Source organism: Frankia sp. AgPm24 (genome assembly GCF_023243055.1).
GTDB classification, from domain to species: Bacteria; Actinomycetota; Actinomycetes; order Frankiales; family Frankiaceae; genus Frankia; species Frankia umida.
The window spans coordinates 77,055-101,010 of the sequence record NZ_JALKFW010000207.1 but is presented as its reverse complement, the minus strand read 5'-3'; the positions used below and the strand labels follow the sequence as shown (position 1 = coordinate 101,010).

The 23,956-nt window shown below is 72.6% G+C and carries 14 protein-coding genes; 6 read left to right on the top strand and 8 right to left on the bottom strand.

What is annotated here, in order from left to right; genetic code table 11:
* On the bottom strand, positions 1–4,130 hold a 4,130-nt coding region (locus MXD61_RS20815; protein ID WP_374629307.1), incomplete at its 3' end, for a hypothetical protein.
* Between the two features lie 242 nt (positions 4,131–4,372).
* On the opposite strand from MXD61_RS20815, the gene MXD61_RS20810 reads away from it, so the two are divergent.
* The 3 genes from MXD61_RS20810 to MXD61_RS20800 all read left to right on the top strand — a co-directional run bounded on the left by MXD61_RS20810 (position 4,373) and on the right by MXD61_RS20800 (position 6,110).
* A complete protein-coding gene (locus MXD61_RS20810; protein ID WP_248815145.1) occupies positions 4,373–5,386 on the top strand; it encodes a hypothetical protein in 1,014 nt (337 codons plus the stop codon).
* A gap of 71 nt (positions 5,387–5,457) precedes the next feature.
* Positions 5,458–5,751 carry a WXG100 family type VII secretion target gene (locus MXD61_RS20805; RefSeq protein WP_248815144.1) on the top strand — a complete coding sequence of 98 codons (294 nt, stop codon included), beginning with the start codon at positions 5,458–5,460 and terminating at the stop codon, positions 5,749–5,751.
* 53 nt (positions 5,752–5,804) lie between these two features.
* Entirely contained in the window at positions 5,805–6,110 is a 306-nt protein-coding gene (locus MXD61_RS20800; RefSeq protein WP_248815143.1) for a WXG100 family type VII secretion target, read from the top strand.
* Between the two features lie 79 nt (positions 6,111–6,189).
* Here MXD61_RS20800 and MXD61_RS20795 read toward each other — a convergent pair whose 3' ends face one another.
* From MXD61_RS20795 to MXD61_RS20785, 3 genes are read right to left on the bottom strand one after another with little or no spacing between them, the layout of a single operon-like run.
* Entirely contained in the window at positions 6,190–10,845 is a 4,656-nt protein-coding gene (locus MXD61_RS20795) for an FtsK/SpoIIIE domain-containing protein (protein ID WP_248815142.1), read from the bottom strand.
* On the bottom strand, positions 10,842–12,512 hold the full coding sequence (locus MXD61_RS20790) for a hypothetical protein (RefSeq protein WP_248815141.1): 1,671 nt from the start codon (positions 12,510–12,512) through the stop codon (positions 10,842–10,844). The genes MXD61_RS20795 and MXD61_RS20790 overlap by 4 nt, the downstream gene beginning before the upstream one ends.
* A complete protein-coding gene (locus tag MXD61_RS20785; protein ID WP_248815140.1) occupies positions 12,505–13,533 on the bottom strand; it encodes an RICIN domain-containing protein in 1,029 nt (342 codons plus the stop codon). Before MXD61_RS20785 ends, MXD61_RS20790 begins: the two co-directional genes overlap by 8 nt.
* 367 nt (positions 13,534–13,900) lie before the next feature.
* On the opposite strand from MXD61_RS20785, the gene MXD61_RS20780 reads away from it, so the two are divergent.
* Complete coding sequence (locus tag MXD61_RS20780; protein WP_248815139.1) at positions 13,901–14,584, top strand: urease accessory protein UreF; 684 nt, start codon at positions 13,901–13,903, stop codon at positions 14,582–14,584.
* A gap of 116 nt (positions 14,585–14,700) precedes the next feature.
* Complete coding sequence (locus tag MXD61_RS20775) at positions 14,701–15,486, top strand: urease accessory protein UreD (RefSeq protein ID WP_248815138.1); 786 nt, start codon at positions 14,701–14,703, stop codon at positions 15,484–15,486.
* 184 nt (positions 15,487–15,670) lie between these two features.
* Here MXD61_RS20775 and MXD61_RS20770 read toward each other — a convergent pair whose 3' ends face one another.
* The gene (locus MXD61_RS20770; RefSeq protein WP_248815137.1) at positions 15,671–17,008 is read right to left on the bottom strand and encodes a glycosyltransferase; all 1,338 of its coding nucleotides are present in this window, start codon (positions 17,006–17,008) and stop codon (positions 15,671–15,673) included.
* 327 nt (positions 17,009–17,335) lie between these two features.
* Here MXD61_RS20770 and MXD61_RS20765 point away from each other — a divergent pair, with 327 nt between their 5' ends.
* Positions 17,336–18,025, top strand: coding sequence for a TetR/AcrR family transcriptional regulator (locus MXD61_RS20765; RefSeq protein ID WP_163550288.1), 690 nt, complete (start codon positions 17,336–17,338; stop codon positions 18,023–18,025).
* A gap of 263 nt (positions 18,026–18,288) precedes the next feature.
* On the opposite strand, the gene hpnH is transcribed toward MXD61_RS20765, so the two are convergent.
* The 3 genes from hpnH to MXD61_RS20750 all read right to left on the bottom strand — a co-directional run bounded on the left by hpnH (position 18,289) and on the right by MXD61_RS20750 (position 23,895).
* Positions 18,289–19,293 (bottom strand): adenosyl-hopene transferase HpnH, encoded by a 1,005-nt coding sequence (gene hpnH, locus MXD61_RS20760; protein ID WP_163550287.1) that lies wholly within the window; start codon positions 19,291–19,293, stop codon positions 18,289–18,291.
* A 517-nt stretch (positions 19,294–19,810) separates the two neighbouring features.
* Positions 19,811–21,718, bottom strand: a complete 1,908-nt coding sequence (ispH, locus tag MXD61_RS20755; protein ID WP_248815136.1) for a 4-hydroxy-3-methylbut-2-enyl diphosphate reductase — start codon at positions 21,716–21,718, stop codon at positions 19,811–19,813.
* Positions 21,715–23,895 carry a terpene cyclase/mutase family protein gene (locus MXD61_RS20750; protein WP_248815135.1) on the bottom strand — a complete coding sequence of 727 codons (2,181 nt, stop codon included), beginning with the start codon at positions 23,893–23,895 and terminating at the stop codon, positions 21,715–21,717. The genes ispH and MXD61_RS20750 overlap by 4 nt, the downstream gene beginning before the upstream one ends.
* Between the last annotated feature and the right edge of the window lie 61 nt (positions 23,896–23,956).

Sequence of the window (23,956 nt, the reverse complement as noted above, 5' to 3'; positions counted from 1 at the left end):
GTAAGCCGATGACCACCGCCCTGCCAGGCATGAGTGAAAGTCTCCGGCTGACCCACCGGACGATGCAACGTCGCCGTACCGGCGTTGACGTCGATCTCCAGCCGGCCACCCGGCGCGCCGATGATATCCCGCACCGGCATGTCCAGGCCGGTCAGCTGACCGTTCACATCGAAATGCCGCCAGGAACCGCTGCCATCCTGGCTGGTAAGCCGATGACCACCGCCCTGCCAGGCATGAGTGAAAGTCTCCGGCTGACCCACCGGACGATGCAACGTCGCCGTGTTCGTATTGAGGTCCACCTCCAACCGGCCACCCGCACCACCAGAAACATCCCGCACCGGCATATGCAGACCGGTCAGCTGACCGCTCACATCAAACTGCTGCCAGGAACCATCCTGGCTGGTAAGCCGATGACCACCGTTTTCCGGCCGGTAGGTGAAGTTCTCCGGTGGGCCCTGCGGTCGCTGCACTGTCGCGAGTCGGCCGCCCGGGTCGATCTCGAGGTGACCGAAGGGTCCGGTCAGTCCGGTCAGCTGGGTTCCGCCGAGCAGGCGGGGCCGCTCGATCAGGGAGAGTCGCAGGGCCTCGTCGTCGGCGGCGCGCAGCTGGCGTGGGTCGAGGCCGAGGTTGTGCAGCCTGTCCTCGGCGGCGGCGAATCCGGCGAGGGCTTCGTGCAGCCGGCCGTCGGCTGCCAGCTGGGCAGGGGTCATCGTCGCCTTGCCCTTGACCGCCGCCGATGCGCCCTCGCCGAACGGGCCCATGGCTGCACCCGGGTTCACCTGCTGGTGTTCGGCGGCGGCCTCGCCGAGACGAACCTCGGCGATCCGGAACTGCTCCCAGGCGTGCTCGCCGGCGGCTCTGATCGGGTCGGGTATCCCGTTGGCCTGCAGGTTGTCGATGGTGCGCTGGTGCATCGACTCGGCGATGCGCAGGTCGCGGTCGGCCCGGGCCACCCGTAGCGCGTCCGCCGCCGGGTTGGAGCCGCTGCCGAGGCGAACGGTGTCCTGGACGGACCCGAGGTGCTCCCGGGCGCTCTGCACGGCCGCGACGCTGTGCGCCAGATCATCGAACACACCGCCAAGGCCGGGTCCCCCTGTTCCCCCGAGCTGGTCGGGGCGCACCGAAAGCGGGATGGGGGCGTGCCCGGCGAATGCCGGATCGGTCCGAACCGCCGCTTCGGAGCCGGCCCGGGCCCCCGGCATACCGGCGGTGTCGAGTCCGGGCTGCGGGCCACGCTCGCCGGCCAGCGAGGGATCGACGACCTTCGCGCTCACCCCGTCCGGGACGGAGGTTGTTCCCGCGCCGAGGCCTGCGCCGGACCGGTCCCCGGTGTGCGGCGGCGTGGCCAGCAGGTCGAGGACGTCGTTCATGAGCTGGCTGACCGTCGGCTGGCTCGGCGGCGTGGCACCAGCGACCCGACCTCCGGCTCCGGCTCCGGTCGAGCCCAATGCCGTCGCCTGGGTCGGAGCTGCCGTCTGGCTGCGGATCTCCACGCCGCCGGCGCCGATGACCACCTCGGCGTGGGCGGGTCCCGGTGCGCGCGCCGCGCTCACCGACTGGGCACCCGGCAACGTGGTGGGCCCGCCCAGGTGCAGGGGCGCCCCGGCGCCCGGCGTGGTCAGGGCCGGCGTGGTCAACGTTGGCGGGTGACTGACCGACGTGGTCACGGCCGGTGGCGGGCTCACGGTCGCGCGCTCCACCGCGGCCGGTGCGTGCACCGTCCCGCTCGCCTGGTCGGCCACTCCGCCTGGCAGGTGAGTGCCCGTGGCGAGGTCCGGATGGGCGGCGCCGACCGAGGGCAGCGGGGCCGGGGTGGCGAGCCGTCCGGTCTGGCCCACATCTCCCAGCTGGCCCGCGTTGCCCAGGTGGTTTGCACCGGGCAGGTGGTTGATGCCGGCCAGGTGGTTGATGCCGGCCAGGTGGTTCACGCCGGCCAGGGGGCCGGCGTCGCCCAGGATGCCGCCGAGGTGGTTGAGGCCGCCCGGTGCCGGCACCGCGGACGGCAGGTTGACGGGGCTGGCACCGATCACGACCCGGCCGTCGTCGGCCGCGCCGAGGTTGAACGCCACCTGGCTGTCGGACATCCGCACGGCCGTGATGTCCCCGCCGAGCGCCGCATGCACCTCGGGCAGCCTTCCGGCGGCGGGCAGGTCGCCCGCATGGTGCACGGCGAGCCGGGCTGGCGAGGCCAGGTCGGCACCCCCGGAATGGACCCCCACCCCGCCGAGCTGGGTCAGCTCGCCCAACCGGGTCAGGTCACCGACCGAAGGTGCCGCCCCGGGCAGCTGGACACCGTCCAGCCCGGTGCCGCTGTTCAGGTGGGCTATGCCGTTCACCTGCAGGGTGCCGTCCAGATGGGCGGTGCTGCTCAGGTTGGCGGTGCCGTTCAGGCGGACGCCACCGTCCAGACCGGTGACGCTGTGGGCCAGCGTGGCACCGTTGGGCAGCTGGGTGCCGGCGCCGATCGTGGCGGGCAGGTGCAGGGTGGTGGCGGCGGTCCCTGGCAGGTGCAGTCCGCTGGCGGTGATCGCGCCGGGCAGCTGCCCCACTGCCGGGACCGGGGTGCCGCCCACCTCGCCGAGGTGCACCCCGGCGGTGGGCAGGTGCAGGTCCGGCAGGGAAACCCCGGCGGTGGCGAGCTTGCCGGCGAGCCCGGTGCCACCGCCCAGCTCGGCGGAGACCCCGCCGCCGAGGTGCGTGTCGATGGCGGAGACGCCCTGCGCCGGCTTCGGCACGAACAGACCCGAGTCCGTGCGGGCCAGCCCGGGCTCCGGCGGGTTCACCGCGTGCAGGATGCTGTCACTGATCCGCAGCGACCCGCCGGCAAGCTGCGCCAGGTTCACCTTCTCGACGAGGTCCGCATACTGGCCGGTGCGCATCAGCCCCCGGCCGAGGACGGCGAGGCGGAACGCGTCCTGCACGCCGAGCACGCCGATCTCCACGCCGTTGAGCGGCAGGAAGATCTTCAACCACTTCCAGCCGCCGAACTCGTTGCTCAGCACCCGCGGCACCGCACGTATCCCGGTGCCGAGCAGGTTCGTGACCTCGCGGGCGAGCCCGGGGACCGCCCGGACGCTCGCGGCGAGCGCGGCCGGCAGCTTGCCACCCGCCACCGCGATCGAACGCAGCAGAGCCGCCGAGGCGGCCGGGGCGGCCACCACGAAGTTGCGCAGGATGACCCCGCCCCGCACGGCGAGCCCGTCGGCGGCGGTGAAGGCGTGGAACACCCACAGGCCGCCGCTGCGGATGGTGCTCGCGACGGTGCTGGCGATGTCGCCGACACCGTTGACGACCCCGCGGAACGTGATCGTCGAGACGGCCTGCCAGAAGTCGGCGCCGATCTTGGCGATCGTCACTCCGGCCGAGGTCAGACTGGTCTTGACCACCTTGGCGGTGGCACCGGCGATGCTCTTGAGCGTGGACAGCGCGATCAGCGGCTTGGTGGACGGGCCCAGCAGACCCAGCAGACCCAGGGCGAGGCCCGCGATGTTCGTCTTGCCCTGGGCGAAGTCGACCACCGACTTGATCGCCATGATCGCGCCGAGACCCAGCGCGATGAGGCCGAGCGTCCCGCCGGTGAAGATCGCCACCACCGAGATGACCAGCACGATCCAGCCGAAGATCTCCCAGAAGACGTCGCAGGCGGACTTCTTGGGATTCGGCGAGTGGATGAACTCCCGGGCCGCGCGGATCGTCCCGGCCGCGGAGCGTGCGGCCGTGGTGAGGTCGGAGCCCGCCTGTTTGGCGTCCTCGGCGAGGGTGTCCCGGCGCGTGTCGTCCTCGGCGAGTCCGACCGCCTGGCTCAGCGCCCCGTCGGCGCGGCTCTGCGCCTCCCGCAGCGCCGCGATGTAGGTGCGCATGGCCGGTTCGGTCTGATGGAACGCCTGGCTCACCCCGCCGACGAAGTCCTGGATCGCGGTGGAGATGGTGTCGCGTAGCCAGTCCGCGGTCTTGCCGACGAAGGCGCCCTCACCGCTTTTGGCCACGACCTGGTTCAGGCCGATTCTGGCGGTCTCGGCGTGCCCCGCCATCGTGACCATGAAGTCGGCGACCGAGCCCAGCGCGTCCGGGTCACCGGGGGTGGGATCACCCGGCAGCTTCAACGGCGACCAGTCGGTCGGTCGTGGCATCCCGAACCTCCCGCTCTGCGCTGCGGCACCACTGCGCGCTGTGGCACCGTCCAGCGGCCACCGCCTCGTCGGAGGGCACCGGCCCGGCCAGACAAGGACCGCCCCCTCAGTGAGACGCGCCCACGCCACGCCACGGTTCATCGCCGGACAGAGCAGGCCTCTGGCGGCCCCGGGCCGCGAACCGTGCCGGCCCCGCGGCACGTAGTAGGTGGTGGGAAGGACCGCCGCGGACGGGAGCCAAGATGGCCGACATCGTGCTCGACTACGGGCTGTTGCATGAGCTGTCCGGCAGCCTGCGCACCCTGCGCGGGCAGATCCAGACCGACGTCGACCACGTCTCCGGTCGCGCGGTCGTGAGCAGCACCGGCGAGGTCGGCGCTGACGCGGTCGGCGACTCGACGTTGTTCGCCGCGCTCAGCGCCTTCTATGCCACCTGCCACCAGCCGTTCAAGGACTCGATGACGAAGCTGGACGACCTGGCCGATCTGCTCGACAGCGTCGCCAAGGCGTTCTTCGACCAGGATGCGGACTTCGCGAGCAAGGCGAACTCCGCGCGGCTGCAGTCGAAGATCGACCAGTGGCAGGCCCAGGAGAACGCCTGGCAGCACTACCAGGACACCAAGAACAAGGTCATCACCTACCAGTACTACGACGAGAACGGCGTGCTGCAGACCGCCACCATCCCGCTGTGGGGCGAGGGCCGCCCGCCGCCGACGGACCCCGGCGCCCGGCCCACCAGCGTCTCCGTACCGGACGGCACCACCACCTCCAGCAGCCAGCAGGTGGACGGCAACGGAAAGATCATTTCTGAGACGAGCACGGTCACGGCCCCGAACGGCCTGTCGTACACGGAGACGACCACCTACAGCTACACCGACCTCGACAACGACGGGAAACCCGACAACGTCGACTACACGACCACCGTGACCCACTCCGACGGCACCAGGGAAGTGATCACCAAGAAGACCGGTACCGACCACGTCTCCGTCATGACCAGCACCACCGACGACGGCACCACCACGACGACGGTGACCCCGGGCCAGAACGGCGCCTACAACAGCGTCACCGTCGACCCCAAGGGCGAGACGACGACCACGAGCGTGACCGTCGGCTCGGACGGGACGGGCACCAAGATCGTCGCTAACCCGGACGGCAGCATGGACTTCTACAACGGTGACCCGGCCAAGGACCGCTGGACCCTGACCTCCCACGTGGACCCGCTACCGGACCTGTACGGCTATCCCCCCGTGTTCTGACCAGTACCGCCCACCGTCCCGTACCGCCTACCGTCGCCCGGCTACGGGCCCCGAAACGACAGGAGCGGCTCATGGCCGACATCAAGATCGACTACGCGAGCGTCGACACCGTCGCCGCCTCGCTGAACGCCGCCGTCGCCGAGACGGTGCCGAAGCTGACCTCGCTGCAGTCGGCGGTGACGGCACTGCTGTCCAGCGGCGGCGGCCTGTGGCTGGTGAAGTCGAGTCCCGTCCTGCAGCAGCAGTACACCGACTTCAACACCTCCGTCACCGCGGCGGTGAACAACATCAACAGCTTCGCGAACCAGTTCAACAACATCGTCTCGCAGCTACAGGCGATGGACTCGGCCATCGCCAGCTCCTGATCCCGCCAGCCGCGCCGATCGCCCGCCCCCAAGCCCGAAGGAGAACGCTGCCCATGGCAGACATCGACGTCGACTACGCCCAGGTCAACGCGCTTGCAACCCGGCTCATCAACGAGGGCACCGAGATCACCTCGACCCTCACCCGGCTGCAGTTTCAGGTGACGGAGCTGCTCACCAGCGCCGGTGGGCTGTGGATGCAGCAGTCGAGCCCGGCGATGACCACGCAGTACACCGAATTCAACGCCTCGCTCACCAGCGCGATCGAGAACATCCCGAAGTTCGCCGACAGCTTCAAGGCCATCAGCGCGAACCTGCAGACGATGGACGACTCCCTGGCCAACCCGCCGGCCGACACCTGACCAGACACACCCCGAACACAGGCACGTCGAACACGCGCACGGCGGGCGGGCGTGGACCCGAGCAGGTCGCGCCCGCCGGTTATCTGAGCACCGTGTGCGGGATGACGATGGCCCGCAGCGATCCGGCCGTGTCGGCGACATAGCCGCGGCCGGGCCGGATCCCGCCGCGCAGCAGGCTCGGCGGGATCCGGCAGCCCACCAGGTCGCCCTCCAGCGAGCTCTGCGGGGCCAGCAGCACCCCCTGCCGGGATCGGCGCGCCTCCCCCAGCCAGCCGCTGATCGACTGGGAGAGCACCTCGCCGCTGCCGGCGTAGGCCAGCCCCACTCCGCGGTCGCGTCCGGAGGCGACGATCGCGCGCAGCGTGGGCTCCAGCGGGGAGTTGAACCCGAACAGGTCCACGTCGTCGACGAGCAGGACCGCCGGCCCCTCGACCACCAGCGGTTCGGCGCCGGTGAGCACCTCCGGGGCGGCCAGGCGTACCTGGGGATGGGCGGCGAGCCGGCGCAGCGGCGATTCCCGCGGGGTGAGCACCACCAGGCTGGTGCCGCCGGTCAGCAGCGAGACGGCGAGCGTCGCCAGGGTGTTGCTGCGCCCGGAACCGGGCGGACCGGCGACGAGGAAGGTGTGCGACCGGCCGGCGAAGTCGAGCAGCAGCGGCGCCGCCTCGTCCCCGCCCAGGCCCAGCAGCGCCTGCAACGGACGCCGGTCGGCCGCGTCGACCCGGGCGATCGCGTCGGCGAACGTCAGCGCACCGGGCAGCGCGGCGACGGCGAACGGACGGCGCGCGGCGGACACCTCCCGGTCGCGGGCGATGGCCCGCACGCCGATCCGGCGCAGCGCCGTGGCCTGCGCCTGGCCGGACGGGTCCGGGTCGAGCAGGGCGATCTGCAGCTCGGCCTGGTTCGTCGAACGCCACCCGCGACCCGGCGGGACGTGGGCGGGGATGCGCTGGTGCGGGACCCGGATCGTGGTGTAGTCGGTGCGCTCGCTCATCCGCAGCAGGATGCGGTGGTCGTTGAGCGAACCGGCGCGCCCGGCGAGCAGACCCCGGTCGGAGGTCGCGACCACGTGGAGACCGGCCGCGGTTCCCTCGCGCAGCAGGGTGAGCAGAGCCTCGTAGCGCCAGCCGCCGTCATGTTCGGGCAGGGTGGCGGCCAGCGAGTCCCAGCCGTCGATGAGCACCATGATGTGGGCGGGCCGCTCGTCGACGGGCATGGCGGTGCGCAGCTCGGTCAGGTCGGCACAGGAATACTGGCCGAGCAGCGCCTGGCGGCGGGCCAGCTCGCCGGTGAGTCGGTCGCACAGGCGACCGACTCGCTCCAGGTCGGAGCCGGTGACCACGGCACCGGTGTGCGGCAGCTCGGTCAGCACGGCCAGCGCCCCACCGGCCGCGTCCACCCCGTAGAGGTGGATGTCCGCGCAGGACCGGGCCTGCGCGAGGGCACCGGCGAGGGTGCGCAGCACCTGGGAGCGGCCGGAACGCTGCGTGCCGATGACGAACAGGTGCCCGAAGCTCGCCAGTTCACAGCAGACGGGCCGCTGGATCTGCTGGTGTGGCACATCCTCGAGCGCGTAGGGCACCGCCTGCGGACCACAGTGCCGCACCAGGTCCTCGAACAGCAGCCGACCGCCGAGTGCCGGCAGCCAGGGACTCGGCTGGGCCTGGTAGCTGGTCTGCTCGGCGGCGCCGCGGATGAGCTCGACGAGCAGGTCGAGTTCGGTGGGGGCCAGTTCGTCCGGTTCGGCCAGGCCGTCGAGCTGCAGGTCGGCGTCGTCCGCGAGACCCGAACGCGGCCGGCCGAGCGACGTCCAGGTCAGCGGGACGGCCCGGACGGGGCTGCCCCCCGCACCGCCCGGTTGCTCGGCCGGGCCGCCGACGGGCGCGCCGCAGTAGGCGGTCTGGAACAGCACCGTCGAGCGGTGCGCGAGCCGGGCCAGGGCCCGTCCCGGGGTGGCGGCCGGGATCAGCGCCGCGTCCCGGGTGTCGACGACATCGGTGCTCTCCATCGGATCGGTGACCCGCAGGGCGATGCGCAGGTTGGTGTTGGCCCGGATGTCCCCGGTCACCACCCCGGCGGGGCGCTGGGTCGCGAGCACCAGGTGGATGCCCAGGGAACGGCCGCGTTGCGCGAGGCTGACCAGTCCCGGTATGAAGTCGGGCACCTCCCGGGCGAGGGTGGCGAACTCGTCGATCACCAGCATCAGCCGGGGCAGCGCGGGTAGCTGCGGGTCGCGGGTCCGCAGCGCGCGGTAGTGGATGATGTCCTTCGCCGCGGCCTCGGCGAGCAGCACCTCGCGGCGGCGCAGTTCGGCGGCCAGCGACTCCAGTGCCCGCACGGCGAGCGCCGGATCCAGGTCGGTGACCATGCCGAGGGTGTGCGGCAGCCGGGCACAGCCGCGGAACGCGCTGCCGCCCTTGTAGTCGACCAGGACGAAGACCAGCTCGTCCGGGCGGTTGTGGGCGGCAAGCGACGCGACGAGGGTCTGCAGCAGCTCCGACTTGCCGGCGCCGGTCGTGCCGGCGACCAGCGCATGTGGCCCGTCACGGACGATGTCGAGCACGACCGGCCCGTCGAAGCCGACCCCGATCGGGAACCGGGTCGAGGCCGGATGGGTCAGCCAGGCGTCGGCGATGCGGGCCGGCTCGGGCGGGTCGGGCTGGTCCGGGCCCGTCAGGCCGAGCAGTTCCAGCAGGCGGGTCTGCTCGGGCAGGCCGTCCTCGGCGGCGGGGGTGATGTCGCGCAGCGGGGCGAGCGCCCGGGCCAGGCCGTCGCACCAGTCGGCGTCGACCAGGTCGGGACGGATCCCGGTCAGTTCGGGCACGTCGCTGCGGCGCACGGCCAGCTCGTCGTGCTCGCAGACGACGACGGTGGTGCACTCCTCGGGCAGCAGGCGGATCTCACTGTCGAGGCAGATCGAGAAGATCCGCACCGCCGGCCCGTCGGTCAGCACTCCGATCATGCCTGGCACGTCCCGCAGCCGCCGGGCCCCGTCCGCGAGCACCACCACGTCCGGCTGGGCGAACATCACCGGTCCGAGCGCCGAGCCGCGGGCCACCTGGCGGGCGCGGATCTGGGCCTGCAGCTCGGCCACCCGGTGCGCGACCGTCTCCGGATCGTTGCCGATCAGTACCGGCGGCGCGCCCTCGCCCAGCTCCCGCGGCGGGCGCACATGCGGCAGCCAGCGCACCCACTCCCAGCTGTCCCGGCCCGCCGCGTCGGTGAGCACCACGATCTGGGTGTCGCGGGGGCTGTGCAGGACCGCGCACTGCAGCAACAGCCAACGGGCCAGCGCATGCCGGCTCGTTGGCTCACCGGCCACCCCGACGACCCCGAGGGCGGCCAGGTCCAGGGCAAGGGGCACCTGCGGGATGTTCCAGCGCAGCCGGTGGTCGTGGTCGTCGAGGGCGGGGTCGTCCACCTCGATCAGGGAGGGCTGGTCGACCGTGCCGACCCGCAGCAGCAGATGGTCCGGGTCGGTGCGGCGCCGCTCCCACAGCCGGTGGCCGGGACCGGTCGCGGTGAGGCCGACCAGCGCCGGATCGGGGGACGCGTCGCAGCGGGCGCGGCGCTCGGCGCGGACCGCGACCGTCAGCGCCTGCTCGGCCTCGGCCCGGGTGTCGCGGTAACGCGCGGACTCCGCCCGGAACCGCCGCCGGCCGCTGCGCCGGTCCTGCAGCCAGTTGGCGAAGGCCAGCAGCGGGCTGAACAGCATGATGACCAGGAAGAAGTACGAATGGAAGAACCAGACGAACGCCAGGCCCAGCAGCAGCGGCGCCAGCATCAGCAACAGTGGGATGCTGCGGCGGGTCGGCGGCGTCGGCGGCGTCGGAAACCGTTTGCGGGAGGTCAGCAGCGGCGGCACGATCCGCGGCGGCCGGTTGAAGTCGAGTCCCAGCACATCCTCGGACGGGGTGACGTCCGTGTCCGGCTCGAACCGTTCGGCCAGCCGCAGCAGCAGCGGGCCGACGACCAGGTCCTCCCCCACCGCCCAGGGCACGCAGCCTGCCGCGTCGGGGCCGAACGGCGGCCAGTCCGGTGCCGGCGGTGGCAGCGGCAGATCCCGCTGCTCCACCCGGGTCGCCGCCCGGTGATGATCGGTGAAGCGCAGCTGCGGGGGGTGCGGCCGGGTGGTGGTGACCCCGTGCGCGGCAAGCTCACTGAGCCAGGTCTGACCGTCCTGACCGATGTGCAGCACCGCCGCCAGCGGCGGGACGCCCGGGTCGGGCAGCCGGACGGTGGCGCCCTGATCGGCGCCGATGTCGTGCGCGCCGAGCCCGAGCCGCCAGATCCGCCCCGCCTGCGGACCGCCCACGACCTGCACCTCGAACCGGCGGCCCGCCCGCGCGGGTGGGACCAGCGGGCGGGCCGGGCGGGCGGGGGCGCCGAGGCCGATCCGCCGCCCGGGCGTGATGCCGCTGGCGCGTACCGTCTCGGCCGGGTCGAGGGCATGTTCGTCCAGAAAGCAGCGCGGGTCCGTCTCGGCGAGGCCCGCGGCGAGGTCGCGCACGGAGTCGGTGGGCCGTAGCCGCACCAGCATGTCGCCGCCACCCCCCGGGACGGCCGGTGCCTCCCCGCCGACCCATCCGGTCAGCGGGGACCGCTCGGTGCCGAGTGTTCCCGGCGGGCGGGGCCGCGATGCCCGGTCAGCCCCGGCCCCCGCCGCGGCGTCGGCCTCGGCGTCGATCTCGGTCTCGGCCACAACCTCGACGGTCAGGATGACATCCGCGCTCATTCGTCCGTCGCCACCGTTCCCTCGGCACCCGTGTGCGTACCCGCTGCCGTGACCGCCGACCCTGTTGCCACCGTCCCGGCCGTCACCGTCTCCCCGGCCGTGGCAGCCTGCCGGCCCTGCAGTCGGGCCGGCTCCGGCTCGGCGAGCGGACCCGCGTCCAGGCCGGGCGTGCGCCAGCGACCGACGGTCTCCGGCCGGGCCCCCACCGGCACCGGTGGCTCGGCCGGCACCGGTGGCACGGGTGGTGCAGACAGCTCGGCCGGCATGCGCGGCGCACGTGGCACGCGCGACTCGACGGGCATGAGGGGAGTCGCGGGTGGGAGCGCCTCCGCCGGCAGGTACGCAGGCGGAGAGGGAAGCGCCACTGCCGGCCGCGCTCCCGGACGCGTCGACGCGAGCAGCTCGGCCAGTGCGGGCGGCTCGGCCGCTGCGGGCGGCTCGGCCGCTGCGGGCGGCTCGGCCGCTGCGGGCGGGACCGGCAGCGCAGGTGAGACGGTCAGTTTCGCCCGCAGCCGGGCCCGCCGTCTGACCGCGCGGGCCAGGCCGCGCTCGAGCGGTCCGCCGTCCGCCTGCAGGGCGAGCTCGGGCGCCGTGATCCGGCTCGAGGCGTCGAGCTCGAGCCGCCAGCGGGATCCCGGGTGCCGCCCCACGACGAGGACCCGCAGCTGCGGGCGCCGCTCGGCGAGCTCGCTCACCCGGGCCAGGTCCGGGCGGGAGGTCGCCGTGCAGACCAGGACGGTCCGTACACCGCTCTCCTGCTCATCCCCGTCGTCCCCGATATCCGCAACATCCCCGTTGACGTCGGTGCCCCGTCCGAACGGCCCTGCCGGCTCGCGCGGCGCCGGCTCGCGCGGCGCCGACCGCTCGAGCAGCTCGAGCGCCGCGTCCAGGGTGGGCCCGCCGAAGCCGGGCAGCACCAGGTCCGTGATGATCAGCTCGATGCCCCGGGACACCAGGATCCCGGCGGCGAGCTGCGCGGCGATCGCCGCACCGAGCCGGCGGGCCGGGCCGGGCGGACCGTCGATGCTGCCCACGCCCGGTAGGACGGCCAGGTCCACCACGGCGAGGGCACCGCCCATCGCGGGCAGCAGGCCGAGTGCAACCGGGCAGCTGCCCTGCGCGGACAGCGCGGCCAGCACCCGCTGCGGTGGATGGGCGGGGCCACCGAGCAGATGGGCGTCGTTCACGCAGGGTCGGGTGAGCACCCGTAGGCGCGTGTCAGCCTCCGGTGCGGTGCGTCTGATCGCGATCGAGTCCGCACGCACGGCGGCCAGGAACGCCCGTCCGCCGGTGTGGTCGGCCGTCGACTCCCGGCCCGTCCGGTCGGCGGTCGCGTCCCCGGACGGTCGGTCGACGCCCGTGTTGCCATCCGTCCGGTCGGCGGTCGCGTCGAGCACGAAGGCGGTGCGGATGTCCAGGCCGAGCCGCGGGTGGGCGAGCAGCCGGGCGATGCGACGCGCGTCCCGGCGGAAGCGGTACGACGCGGACACCAGCCGGGCCAGGTCGCGCAGGCCGGCGGCGAACTGCCGGCACCGGTGCACCAGGGTCCGCCGAAGGCCCCTGGTCCGCGAGAACCACTGGACGAACACGACCAGCAGGACGAACGCGACCAGCGCGGTCAGGATCAGCAGGATCGCGGTGCGATGCTCCCGGAAAAGATCAACCACGGGTCCACCGCTGGTAGGAGCCGCCGTTGCAGCCCAACGTGTAGAGGTTGCCGTTCGCGTTGCTGTCCAGGCACCGCCCCGACGCGGCGTTCGTCATCGTCACCGTGCCGTAACCGGCGTCGGAGGTCTGCCACTGCTGACTGGCGGTGCTCTGGCAGGCGCGGGTGTAGGCGTTGCCGGAGCTGTCGCTGTCCAGGCAGAAGCCGGTGGCCTGGTCGGTCAGTACCACCCGGCCGTAGCCGAAGACCCGCCAGCGCTGGTACTGCCCGCCGTTGCAGCCCATCGTGTAGCCGACCTGGTTGGCGTTGCTGTCCAGGCAGTAGCCGGTTGCCAGGTTGGTGAAGGTGAACGGCCCGGCCGGCGCCGGCGCCGGGACGGCGGTGCGAGCAGGTGCCGGCGTGGTCGTGCGAGCTGCGGCATGGGCGGGGGTCGAGACGACGGCGCGGGCGGGAACCGTGGTGTGGGCCGGGGCCGGGGCCGGGGCGGGCGGCGCCGGCGGATGGACGGGATGGGGGGCGGCGGTGTGCACGGGCGTGGCCCGCCGCCCAGCCGGCGCCTGGACCGGATGGGCGGGTGTGGGTGGCGGCAGCGCCGCGGGTGGTGCCGCCACGACTGGTGACGATGCCGTGGACGGCGCAGGGGTGGGAGTGGCCGACCTGGCCGGGTGGCTGGCGACGTTCGTCGCTGTCGCTGAGATCACCGGCGGTAGCCGGTCGGCGCTCAGCGTCTGGTCGCCACCGGCTCGTCCCTGTGTGGCGAGCGAGACGACGAGCAGCGCCAGCAGGGCGAGGACACCGAGTCCCCCCAGCGCACCCCAGGAACGCCCCGGCAGCCGGGTGCGTGGCCGGCGGGCACGCGGTGCCCGCCGCCAGGCATCGAGGAAAACGTCCGGGCCGGCCGCCGGTGGCAGCGTCCCCCCGGCAGGCCCACCCGACGCGCCGGGCTGGTTCCCGCCCTGGGCCGGTGGCGCGGCGGTCGGTGCCATGACACCCGTCAGTGGGGAACGCGACGGATCGGTCATGCCTCACCTCGCCGTTCAGTACATCCGACCAGAGCCGCTCGGTACATCTGGCTCGATATGCCCGAATTCGCCTCTGCCGCGTAGATGGTCCAATCGTGCGATTACGGAGGCTACCCAAGGCATGTGGACGGGTCGCCTACGTCATCGACCGTTCACGTCAGATTCGCGACCCGGCCACCCGGGGCAGCCACTGCGACCCGCGAGGCACCTGTCCGGGCAGGCCGTAACCTCAGCAGCTCATAACCTCAGCAGCCGGAGCCAGCCCGACGGGTGGCCGACGGGTGGCCAAAGCGGAAACCGTGGGAAGGCGTCACCCGGCAGAGACGGGTTGCCCGGCGAAGGGACACACCGGCGGAGGGACATGCAGATGGATGACGGACCGGGCCGACTGGCCACGTTGCTGGTGCTGGTGGACGGCCGGATGCCGGCCGGCGGACATGCGCATTCGGGCGGGGTCGAGGCCGCGGTCGCGGACGGAAGTCTCACCGGTCTGCCCGAGCTCGAGCTGTTCCTGCTCGGCCGGCTGCACACCGCCGGCGTGGTGGCGGCCGCGTTCGCCGCCGCCACCGTCCACGCGCTGCGCGAGCCGGCCACGGCTGGTCCGGCGCGACTCGTCGAGCTCGACGCCGAGCTCGACGCCCGCACCCCCTCCCCCGCCCAGCGCACGGCCAGCCGCGCCCAGGGCCGAACCCTGCTCCGCGCCGGACGGGCCGCCTGGCCGGTCCCGGCGGGACCCCGCGCTCCGCATCACCCGATCGCGCTGGGCATGGTCACCACCGGCGCCGGACTGCCACCGGCGGACGCCGCCCTCGCCGCCGCGCACCTGACGGTCACCGGCCCGGCCACCGCGGCCACCCGCCTGCTCGGGCTGGACCCCCTCGCCGTCACCGGTGCGCTTGCCCGCCTCACGGCCGAGGTGGCAACGGTGGCCCGGCTCGGCGCCGACTCGGCCAGCCGTCCCCCGCACGCCCTGCCCGCCCCCGCCGGCATCCGCCTTGACCTGCTGGCCGAGCGGCACCGCCTCGCGGACCTGCGCATGTTCGCCTCCTGACGACCGCCCGGCACCATCCACCCCCTGCCGTCCACCGTGCCGGCTGTCCGTCCACGCGTTGCCGTCCACGCGTTGCCGTCCACCGACGGTCGTCCGCTGGCTGCTAGGTTGCCGGGATGCGCGCCCATGCGGCTGTCCGGGTCGAGCGCGACGCCCACGGTGCGCTCCGGGTCGCCGAACTGCGTTCGGACGTGCCGGTGGTCCTGCGTCTGACCGGGACCTCGCCGGTGGGGGCGTCCCCGCCGACGGCGACCGTGCATCTGGTCAGTGCCGCGGCCGGACCGCTCGCCGGCGACGAGCTAAGGCTCGATCTGACCGTGGGCGGCGGGGTACGGCTGGTGGTGCGCTCGGTGGCGGCCATGGTCGCGCTGCCCGGCCGCGGAGGCACCGGGCCGTCCCGGTTGCTGGTGCGCGCGCAGGTCGGCAACGAGGGCGAGCTGGACTTCCAGCCGGAGCCGACGGTGGTCGCCAGGGGTGCCGACCACGTGGCGATCACCGAGGTGAGCCTGGCCTCGTCCGCCCGGCTCTGCCTGCGGGAGGAGATCCTGCTCGGTCGGTTCGGCGAGCTGCCAGGAGCCTTCCACAGCACACTGCGCGTGGACGTCAACGGGCCGCTGCTGCGCCAGGAGCTGGCACTCGGTCCGGACGCGCCGGGGCTGCGCGGCCCGGCGCAGCTCGGCGGCGCGCGGGCGGTGGGCTCCCGGCTCGTCGCGGGCCCCGCATGGGCGGGGCAGGCGGCCGAGGCCGTCTCGGTGACGGACGAGCACGGGGAGGCGGCGCTGCTGCCGCTGGCCGGACCCGGCTATCTGGTGTCGGCGCTCGCCGCGGATGCCGTCACACTGCGCCGCCTGCTGACCACCGCACCCCGCTCCCCCGCGCCGCTCCCGCCCCCAGCCTCCTGAGCCGCACCCGCCCCGCCCCGTTTCGTCCCGAGCACTACTCGGCGCAGCGCACCTCAAGCAAGATCCGCCTACACCGATCGCCGTAGTCGGCAGGACGGACACGACCACGACCACCCACGTGCACCCGGCACACCGGCAACTCCGAAAAGGGCGTCACAGCAAGTGACCATGGCCGAGGAGGCGGCTACGAGGAGGAGGCGCGGTGCGGGTCGGAGGTGGAGGAGGTGGTGGCGTCGTCGGCAGGGGTGGCGGGGGTGGGCAGGTCCCAGGGATCCCGTGGAGGCTGGACGACGGCGACGTGCGGGGCGGCGACATGGGGCGCGAGGGTTGTCGTGCCCAGGCCGCGCCGTTCGGGGGTGCCGTGGCCGTCGTAGGTACGGCCCTTCCAGGCGGCGCCGCGGCCGGCCCGCTTGAGCCGCGCGGAGTCGACCGTCATCGCCAGGTAGAGCGCCGCGGCCCCGGGCAGCAACAGCGCGGACGCCAGCGGCTGCCGGTAGTAGCGGACCATCGGGACGTAGGTCAACGTCATGATCAGCCAGGTGACGGCGCCGATCAGGGCGACCGTGAGGTCCCCGGCGGCGATCCCGACGACGGTGGCGACCACCGGCACCAGGAACACCAGGCTCAGCCCCAGCACCGTGCCGATCAGCAGGAGCGGCGAGTGCCGCAGCTGGGCGTAGGCGGAGCGGGAGACCATCTTCCACAGGTCGGCCAGGCGTGGGTACGGGCGGCGGCTGTGTACCTGGTCGGCGAGGCCGAGCCAGGTCCGTCCGCCGGAACGCTTGAGGATCCGGGCGATGGCCACGTCGTCGATGACCGCGCCGCGCACCTCGGCGAGCCCGCCCGCGCGGATCAGGGCCTCACGGCGCACCAGCGAGCAGCCACCGGCGGCCGCCGCCACCCGGGACGTCGACCGGTTCGACCACCGGAACGGGTAGAGCATCGCGAAGAAGTAGACGAACGCGGGGACGATGATCCGCTCCCAGAACGTGTCGGCGCGCAGCACCGCCATCTGGGAGACCATGTCGAGGCGCTGGGTGCGGGCGGAGGCGACCAGCGCCGTCAGCGACCCGGGGTCGTGGGCGATGTCGGCATCGGTGAGCAGCAGGAACTCGACGTCCCCGGCGCATTCGATGCCCCGGCGCAGCGCCCAGAGCTTCCCCGTCCAGCCGGGGGGTGGTTCGGTCGACGCGGTCACGGCCGCCGTCACGTTCGAGCCGCCGCGCTGCGCCGCCTGTTCGGCGAGGGCGCGGGCGACCTCGGGGGTGCCGTCCGTCGAACCGTCGTCGACGAGGATGAGCCGGACCGGACCGGGGTAGTCCTGGGTGAGCAGGCTCGGCAGGGTCACGGGCAGTATGTCCGCCTCGTCCCGGGCCGGGATGACGATCGCGACGCTCGGCCAGCTCGCCGGGGCCTGGCGCCGCGGCAGCCGCTGGTCGGTCCGCCAGAAGGTGCCATGACCGACGGCCAGGTACAGCCAGGCGAGCAACGAGGCGAGGGCTATCCACTGGAGTACAGTCACAGAGAGTAATCCTGCCACGAAGGTCGAACTCCAGTCGGGCGACCGGGGTAATTGTGTGTAAAGAACCGTCCGCTCGGCGGGTACCGCCCGCGGTGGCGCCCCGTCCGGCTCAGCACCGCTAACAATGCCGCTGACCTGCGAGAATGCATCCCCACCCGGCCGGAGGCAACCCGTTCGCACACGGACCGGTGGGCCAGGATCGCCGGCCCGGTGCACGGGCGGGATGACCCGGCCAGGCAGCGTAAGCGGGCACCTCGGTGCCCGGCGAACCCACACGTTGGGAACCCCCGGCCCACCGACGGACACCACACCCCCTTCAACCCCCGCATGGGCCAGCGGCTGCACCATAATCGGGGGGTGACCCGCCGTTCCGAACAGACGACTGACACCCGTGCGGCGCTCGTCGCCGCCGCCCGCCGTCGGTTCGCCGAGCAGGGGTTCGCCGCCACCGGAACCGAGGAGATCGTCGCCGACGCCCAGGTGACCCGCGGCGCGCTCTACCACCACTTTCGCGACAAGGCCGACCTGTTTCGCACCGTCATGGAACAGGTCGCCACCGAGGTGGCCGAGAAACTCGTGGCCGGCGAACTGGCCCGCGACGCGCAGCTCCCCAGTGACGCCTGGACCCAGCTACGCACCGGTTTCCAGTCCCTGCTGGACATCTCCACCGCGGACAGCGACTTCCAACGCATCGTCCTGGTGGATGGTCCGGCCGTGCTCGGCAGCGAGGCCTGGGACGCCCTGGTCGAACGGCACGGCTATCGGCTGCTGTCCGAATGGCTGCAACGGGCCATGTCCGAGGAGGGTATCGACCAGTTGCCGGTCGCCCCGCTGACCCGTCTGGTCGCCGCCCTGCTTTCCGAGGCGAGCATCTACACCGGCAGGGCGGCCGATCCGGACGCGGCCCGGGTCGAGATCGGCATCGTGCTCGACCGGCTGATGCGCGGCCTCAGCCGCGGCGGCGATCTCAGCGCCCAGCCCTCGGTCGGCGCCGAACCGGGCAGCCGTCCGCGCTGATCCCCGCGGGGGATGCCGGTCCTTCCCGGCCGCGCATCCCCCCGCCCCGCCGAGGACGAACGTCGATACCCGCGACATCCGCGATATCGGCCCCACACGCACGAACGCCGCCCCGGCCGGGAAGGGATCCGGTCGGGACGGCGCCGCTCATATTGTGCGCTGCCGCGTCACCGCAGGAACATCGCGGTGGCGCCGGGGCAGCGCGGTCGTGCCTGTGGTGCGACGGTGCTGTGGTGCTGTGTCACCGGGGTCGGACGCGGGGCTCAGGCCTCGCGCACGGCGCGGATCGACTCCTTGAGGGAGCCGATCGTGGCGAGCACGGCGGACGTCTCGTACCCGCAGTGCGCCATGCAGTTCGCGCAGCGCGGGTCCTTGCCGCGACCGTAGGAGTCCCAGTCGGTGGTCTCCACGAGCTCCTTGTACGAGGAGACGTACCCGTCGCTCATCAGGTAGCAGGGCTTCTGCCAACCGAACAGCGAGTAGCTCGGGATGCCCCACGCGGTGCAGGCGAGCTCCTTCTTCCCTTCCAGGAAGTCAAGGAACACCGGCGAATGGTTCAGCCGGAACTTCTTGCGCCGCCCCTCGGCGAAGACCTTGGCGAACATCTCCCGGGTCTCCTGGACCGCGAGGAAGTGCTCCTGGTCGGGAGCCTTCTCGTACGCGTAGCCCGGGGAGAGCTGGATCTGGTCGACCTTGAGGTCGTCGTTGAGGAAGGTCAGGATGTCGATGACGTCCTGGGGGCTGTCGTTGTTGAAGAAGGTCGAGTTCGTGCCGACCCGGAAGCCCGCGGCCTTCGCCGCGTGGAACGCCCGGACACACTCGTCGAAGGTGCCCTCCTTCTCCACCACCGCGTCGTGCCGCTCGCGCAGCCCGTCGATGTGCAGGACGAAGGTGAAGTAGGGCGACGGGGTGAAGTTCTTCAGCTTCTTCTGCAGAAGCAGCCCGTTCGTGCAGAGGATCACGAACTTCTTACGCTTGGTAAGCTCGTTCACGATCTCGTGAATCTGCGGGTGCATGAGTGGTTCACCGCCCGCGATCGCAACAACCGGAGCGCCGCACTCCTTCACAGCGGCGAGAGCGTCGTCGACGCTCATGCGCTGCTTCAGGACGGACGCCGGGTGCTGGATCTTCCCACAACCCGTGCAGGACAGGTTGCAGGCAAACAGTGGCTCCAGCTCCAGCACGAGCGGGAAGTGCTTGCGACGCAGCAGTTTCTGCTTCGCCAGATAGGTACCTACACGGAGCTGGTACCGCCACTCGACCGCCACGGCGTAGCTCCCCTCTCTTTGGTCTCCGGTTAATGACCGATGATCGCTGCACTGACCATACAGCCTGTACGTACAGCCTGCATGTCGATCGCTCGATGAAGTGCCGCACAACCAGATCCCCTGCGTGACCGCATCCCCCATCTGGGCGGAATCAGACAGCATCTCGCCAGGTCAGGGGCAATTCAGGGACCGAATGTGCCGCGTGCCACCCAGGCCGGAAACGGCTACTTCGACGTCTCGTCGGACGTGTCAGGAGCGCTTCCGTTTCGGCCGGGCCTCCCCGGCGGCGCCCGCACGCCCGACGCCGCCAAGACCATTTCTGTCACCGAGAGTGACACAATCAATGCCCACGCGCGACTCGAGGACGACCCACCGCCCGGACGACACTCCACGTGTCCACCGGACCGGGACAGGAATCGCGATCCCGGTCCCGGTCGCGCGGCGGGTGGGTGAGGTGGACCAGGACAGACGAACCCCCGGGCCCGCCGACTATCTGGCAGGCCCGGGGAACCCGACGCTAGGACGTGGCCCGCGAGGCGGCCGGCCGCGACAGCGGTGCCGGCGAGGAGTTCCCCGCGGCCCGACGCAGCTCCTTGGGCAGATGGAAGGAGATCGACTCCCGGCCGACGGAACGGACCGTCACCTCGGTCGGGCCAAGGCCCGACAGCGCCGCGGTCAGTTCCTCGACCAGCGCCGGCGGCGCGGACGCCCCGGCCGAGATGCCGACCGTCTCCACTCCGGCGAGCCAGGACAGCCGCACGTCACCGACGTTCTCCACCAGATGGGAGGAGACACCGTCGCGGTTGCTGACCTCGACGAGGCGCACCGAGTTCGCGCTGTTCGCCGAGCCGACGACCAGCACGAGCTGCGCCTCCTGGGCGACCTTGCGCACGGCGTTCTGCCGGTTGGACGTCGCATAGCAGATATCGGCCGATCCGGGGCCGACGATCGCCGGGAAGCGTTCCCGCAACGCGTCGACGATCTCGGACGCCTCGTCCAGCGCGAGGGTCGTCTGCATCAGGTAGGTGACCCGTTCCGGGTCGGGGACCTCGAGGTCGGCGACCTCGGCCGGCGACTGGACGAGCTGGATCCGCCCGGGCGACTCCCCGAGGGTGCCGTCGACCTCCTCGTGGCCGGCGTGACCGATGAGCAGGACGGTGTCCCCGCGGGCGGTGAACCGGCGTGCCTCCGCGTGCACCTTCTCGACCAGCGGGCAGGTGGCGTCGATGACGGACAGCTCGCGCCCGTCCGCCTGATCCCACACCGCGGGGGCGACGCCGTGCGCGGAGAAGACCACCGTGGCGCCGGCGGGCACCTCGTCGAGTTCCTCGACGAACACCGCGCCGCGGGCGGCGAGGTCCGCGACGACATGGGAGTTGTGCACGATCTGCTTGCGGACGTAGACGGGCGCGCCGTGCAGGTCCAGGGCGCGCTCGACGACCTCGATCGCCCGCTCGACCCCGGCGCAGAACGCCCGCGGCTCGGCCAGCAGCACCGTGCGCCGACCGACCGCCGCGGCCCACGCGGCCAGCGGCGTACCGAGCCGGCTCATCGTGAGCAGCCCCCGCACACCGCGGCGGACCAGGTCGAGCCGACCCAGCGGCTCGTCCATGGTGTCGACGATGACGCGGACGGCCGCGAACGGCACGTCCCCGCTGCCCTCGGCGATCGGCGCGCTCTCCATGTCGACGGCGATGGCGCCGGTGGCGGCGAGTCGGGTCCGCTCGCTGCCGTGGGCCACCCTGGGCACGGTGATGATCGGGCCGACGTGCACGGTGAAGCCGAGTCGGCGCAGGTCACCGGCCAGCAGCGGAGCCGAGGCGCACGGGGTGACGGTCCCGTCGGACGAGCGGACCTCCTGTGCCACGACGATGTGCCCGGGTTTCACCCCGGGGGCGAGCCCGCCGGAGAGGCCGACGATGGCGACCGCGTCGGGTCGTGCCTCGCGGACCACCCGGGCGGCCTGGCGGGCCTTGTCGGGGCCCATACCCGTCCGGATCATGATCGTGTCGGAGGGCAGCCCGGAGCGGCCGGCCGCCATCGCCTCGAACCGCAGCGCGGTCGCGACGACAAGTCGTCCCGGCCGGCTCGCACCGCCGGACGTCCCCGCCACCGCGGAGACGGCGGCCGGGGTGGTCGCGGCTGGATCGGTGACGGCCTGGGTGGTGGTGGAGGAGGAGGTGGGGGTGGGGGTGGGGGTGGGGGTGGAGGTGACAGCCGCGGGGGCAGCGGCGGTGGGGCGACGGGCGCCGGCGGCCGGTGTGCGAAAGGGCAGCACAGGCGCGCGCGACGGGTCCGCGGGTGCTCTGGAGGGAACGGACGGTGACAGCGTGTCCTGGGCGGGGATCACCGCGGGCACGGCCACCGGCGTCGGATGCTCTCCGGCGACGGTGCCGTCCCCGCCCGGGGATGCGGAGGTGTTCATGGTGTCGTTACCCCGGTGAGGCTCACGTACCGGCCGAGTGCGGTCAGAGGGAACACCAGCCGGTACAGGTTGTAGTTCAGGGAGAAGTCCCCGGGGAAGCCGGTGCCGGTGAAGTGGGGCTCGTCCCAGGTGCCGTCCGGACGCTGGGTCTCGCACAGCCACCGAACCCCGCGTTTGACCGCGAGGCTGTGCGGGTCGACGGCGAGCAGGGCGAGCAGGGCCCAGGCGGTCTGTGACGCGGTGAGCGCGCCACGTCCGATCCAGGCCGGGTCGGTGTAGGAGCGCAGGTCCTCACCCCAGCCGCCCTCGGGAGCCTGGTGTTCGAGCAGCCAGCGCACCGATGCCGTGATCGCCGGGTGGTCGGTCGGCACACCGGCGCAGATGAGCGCCGGCACGACCGCACCGGTGCCGTACACGTGGTTGACGCCCCACCGGCCGAACCAGGAACCGCCCGGCTCCTGGTTGTCCAGCAGCCACTGCACTGCCCGCTGGGTGATCGGGTGATCGGAGCGGCCCAGGTCTGCGAGCATCTCGACCAGGTGGGCGGTGACGTCCGCCGACGGTGGGTCGACGACCTCACCGAAGTCGCAGAACGGGATCTTCATCGCGAGCATCTGGACGTTGTCGGCGTCGAAGGCACCCCAGGCGCCGTTGGATGAGCGCATCCCGACGCTCCAGTCGACCCCGCGGGCGGCGGCGGCGCGGATCGCGGCGGCGAGCGCCGGATCGGCATCCTCCACCGTGTTCGGCCGGCTACCGAAAGCCCCGGCACCGCCGTGTGAACCGGCCCGGCCGGCGCCGGTGACCGAGGCGTGTCCGTCACCGAGCAGGCGGCGCAGCGCCAGGACGACTTCGGCGGTGTCGTCGACGTCCGGGTAGAAGTCGTTGTCGAACTCGAACGCCCAACCGCCGGGGGCGAGTTCGGGGCGGCGCACCGCCCAGTCGCCGGCGACCCGGACCTCCTCGTCCACCAGCCATCTGCCGGCCTTCACCATCGCCGGATGGTCACCGGGGACGCCGGCGTCGGAGAGCGCGACGACGGCGAGCGCGGTGTCCCACACCGGTGACTGGCAGGCCTCGATCTGGCGGGCCGGGCCCTCGGGGGTGTCCCGGCGGATCACGTAGCGGTCCATGCCACGGAACGCGGCGGCGATCACCGGGTGGTTGAGCGGGTAGCCCATCAGGTGCAGGGCCATCACCGAGTACACCCAGGGCGGCTGGATACCGCCCCAGCAGCCGTCGGCCTCCTGGCGGGCGACGACCCACTCGGCGGCCCGGCGCAGCGCCAGGCTGCGCAGCAGCTTGATCGGCCGACGCTCGTAGCGGTGCAGCAGCTTGTCGAGCCGCTCGAAGGCTCCCTCCCAGCTGCGCAGGGGCGCAAGCTTGCGGGGCGGCGCCGCCACCTTGAGCTCGTCGATGTCGAAGCCGAGGTCATGCGCCGGGCGCAGGGAACCGACGATCGTGAGGGCGACGATCGTCTGGCGCGCCCAGCAGGCGAAGTCGTAGACGTTCAGCGGCAGCCAGGACGGCGCCAGGATCAGCTCCGGCGGGATCACCGGCACGTCGTCCCAGGACCACTGGCCCAGCGCCGCCAGCCAGATCCGGGTGAACACCCGGGAGGCGGCGATCCCGCCCTGCTCCCGGACGAGTTCGGCGGCCCGCGCCATGTGCGGCGCGTCGACCGCGTCCCCGGCCAGTCTCAGCGCGATGTAGGCCTCGACAGTGGTCGACAGGTCCGCCGGGCCACCGTAGAAGGTGGCCCAGCTGCCGTCGGGCTGCTGCTGGGAGCGGATCCAGCGGGCGGTCTGCTCGGTCTCCTCGACACCACGGATGCCGAGGAACTGCTTCATGAACAGGTCCTCGGCGTCCATCGTGACGTTGGTCTCGAGGTTGCCCTTCCACCATCCCTCGTCCGCCTGGAGGGCGAGGAGATGGTCACGGGCTCGCTGCGTCGCGACCTGGGCGCTGGCCGTGACGGCGAGGTGCGCGGCGGCCGGCGCGGTCACCGCACCCGACACGTCCGGTGGACTGGTCGGCGCCGCCGCCTCCTCGGTCAGCGGCGGCGACGACCGGGAGATCCCATAGGCCTCGGCGGTGGCGGGCACCGGGATGGCGGGCCGCTTCGGAGTCTCCTGCGCGGACGGAGCAGCCGGGGACGGGTCCGAAGTCAGGCTCATCGACGACTCCCCTCGTCGTACGGGCGATGGTCAAACAGGCGATCGTCGGGGTGATCGCCGA

What these genes read in the sequence shown, in the direction of transcription:
- MXD61_RS20785 (WP_248815140.1), bottom strand. Translation starts at nt 13,533, where the DNA reads ATGACCGATCCGTCGCGTTCCCCACTGACGGGTGTCATGGCACCGACC.
- MXD61_RS20805 (WP_248815144.1), top strand. Translation starts at nt 5,458, where the DNA reads ATGGCCGACATCAAGATCGACTACGCGAGCGTCGACACCGTCGCCGCC.
- ispH (WP_248815136.1), bottom strand. Translation starts at nt 21,718, where the DNA reads ATGAACACCTCCGCATCCCCGGGCGGGGACGGCACCGTCGCCGGAGAG.
- MXD61_RS20765 (WP_163550288.1), top strand. Translation starts at nt 17,336, where the DNA reads ATGGGCCAGCGGCTGCACCATAATCGGGGGGTGACCCGCCGTTCCGAA.
- MXD61_RS20780 (WP_248815139.1), top strand. Translation starts at nt 13,901, where the DNA reads ATGGATGACGGACCGGGCCGACTGGCCACGTTGCTGGTGCTGGTGGAC.
- MXD61_RS20775 (WP_248815138.1), top strand. Translation starts at nt 14,701, where the DNA reads ATGCGCGCCCATGCGGCTGTCCGGGTCGAGCGCGACGCCCACGGTGCG.
- MXD61_RS20800 (WP_248815143.1), top strand. Translation starts at nt 5,805, where the DNA reads ATGGCAGACATCGACGTCGACTACGCCCAGGTCAACGCGCTTGCAACC.
- MXD61_RS20795 (WP_248815142.1), bottom strand. Translation starts at nt 10,845, where the DNA reads ATGAGCGCGGATGTCATCCTGACCGTCGAGGTTGTGGCCGAGACCGAG.
- MXD61_RS20750 (WP_248815135.1), bottom strand. Translation starts at nt 23,895, where the DNA reads ATGAGCCTGACTTCGGACCCGTCCCCGGCTGCTCCGTCCGCGCAGGAG.
- MXD61_RS20810 (WP_248815145.1), top strand. Translation starts at nt 4,373, where the DNA reads ATGGCCGACATCGTGCTCGACTACGGGCTGTTGCATGAGCTGTCCGGC.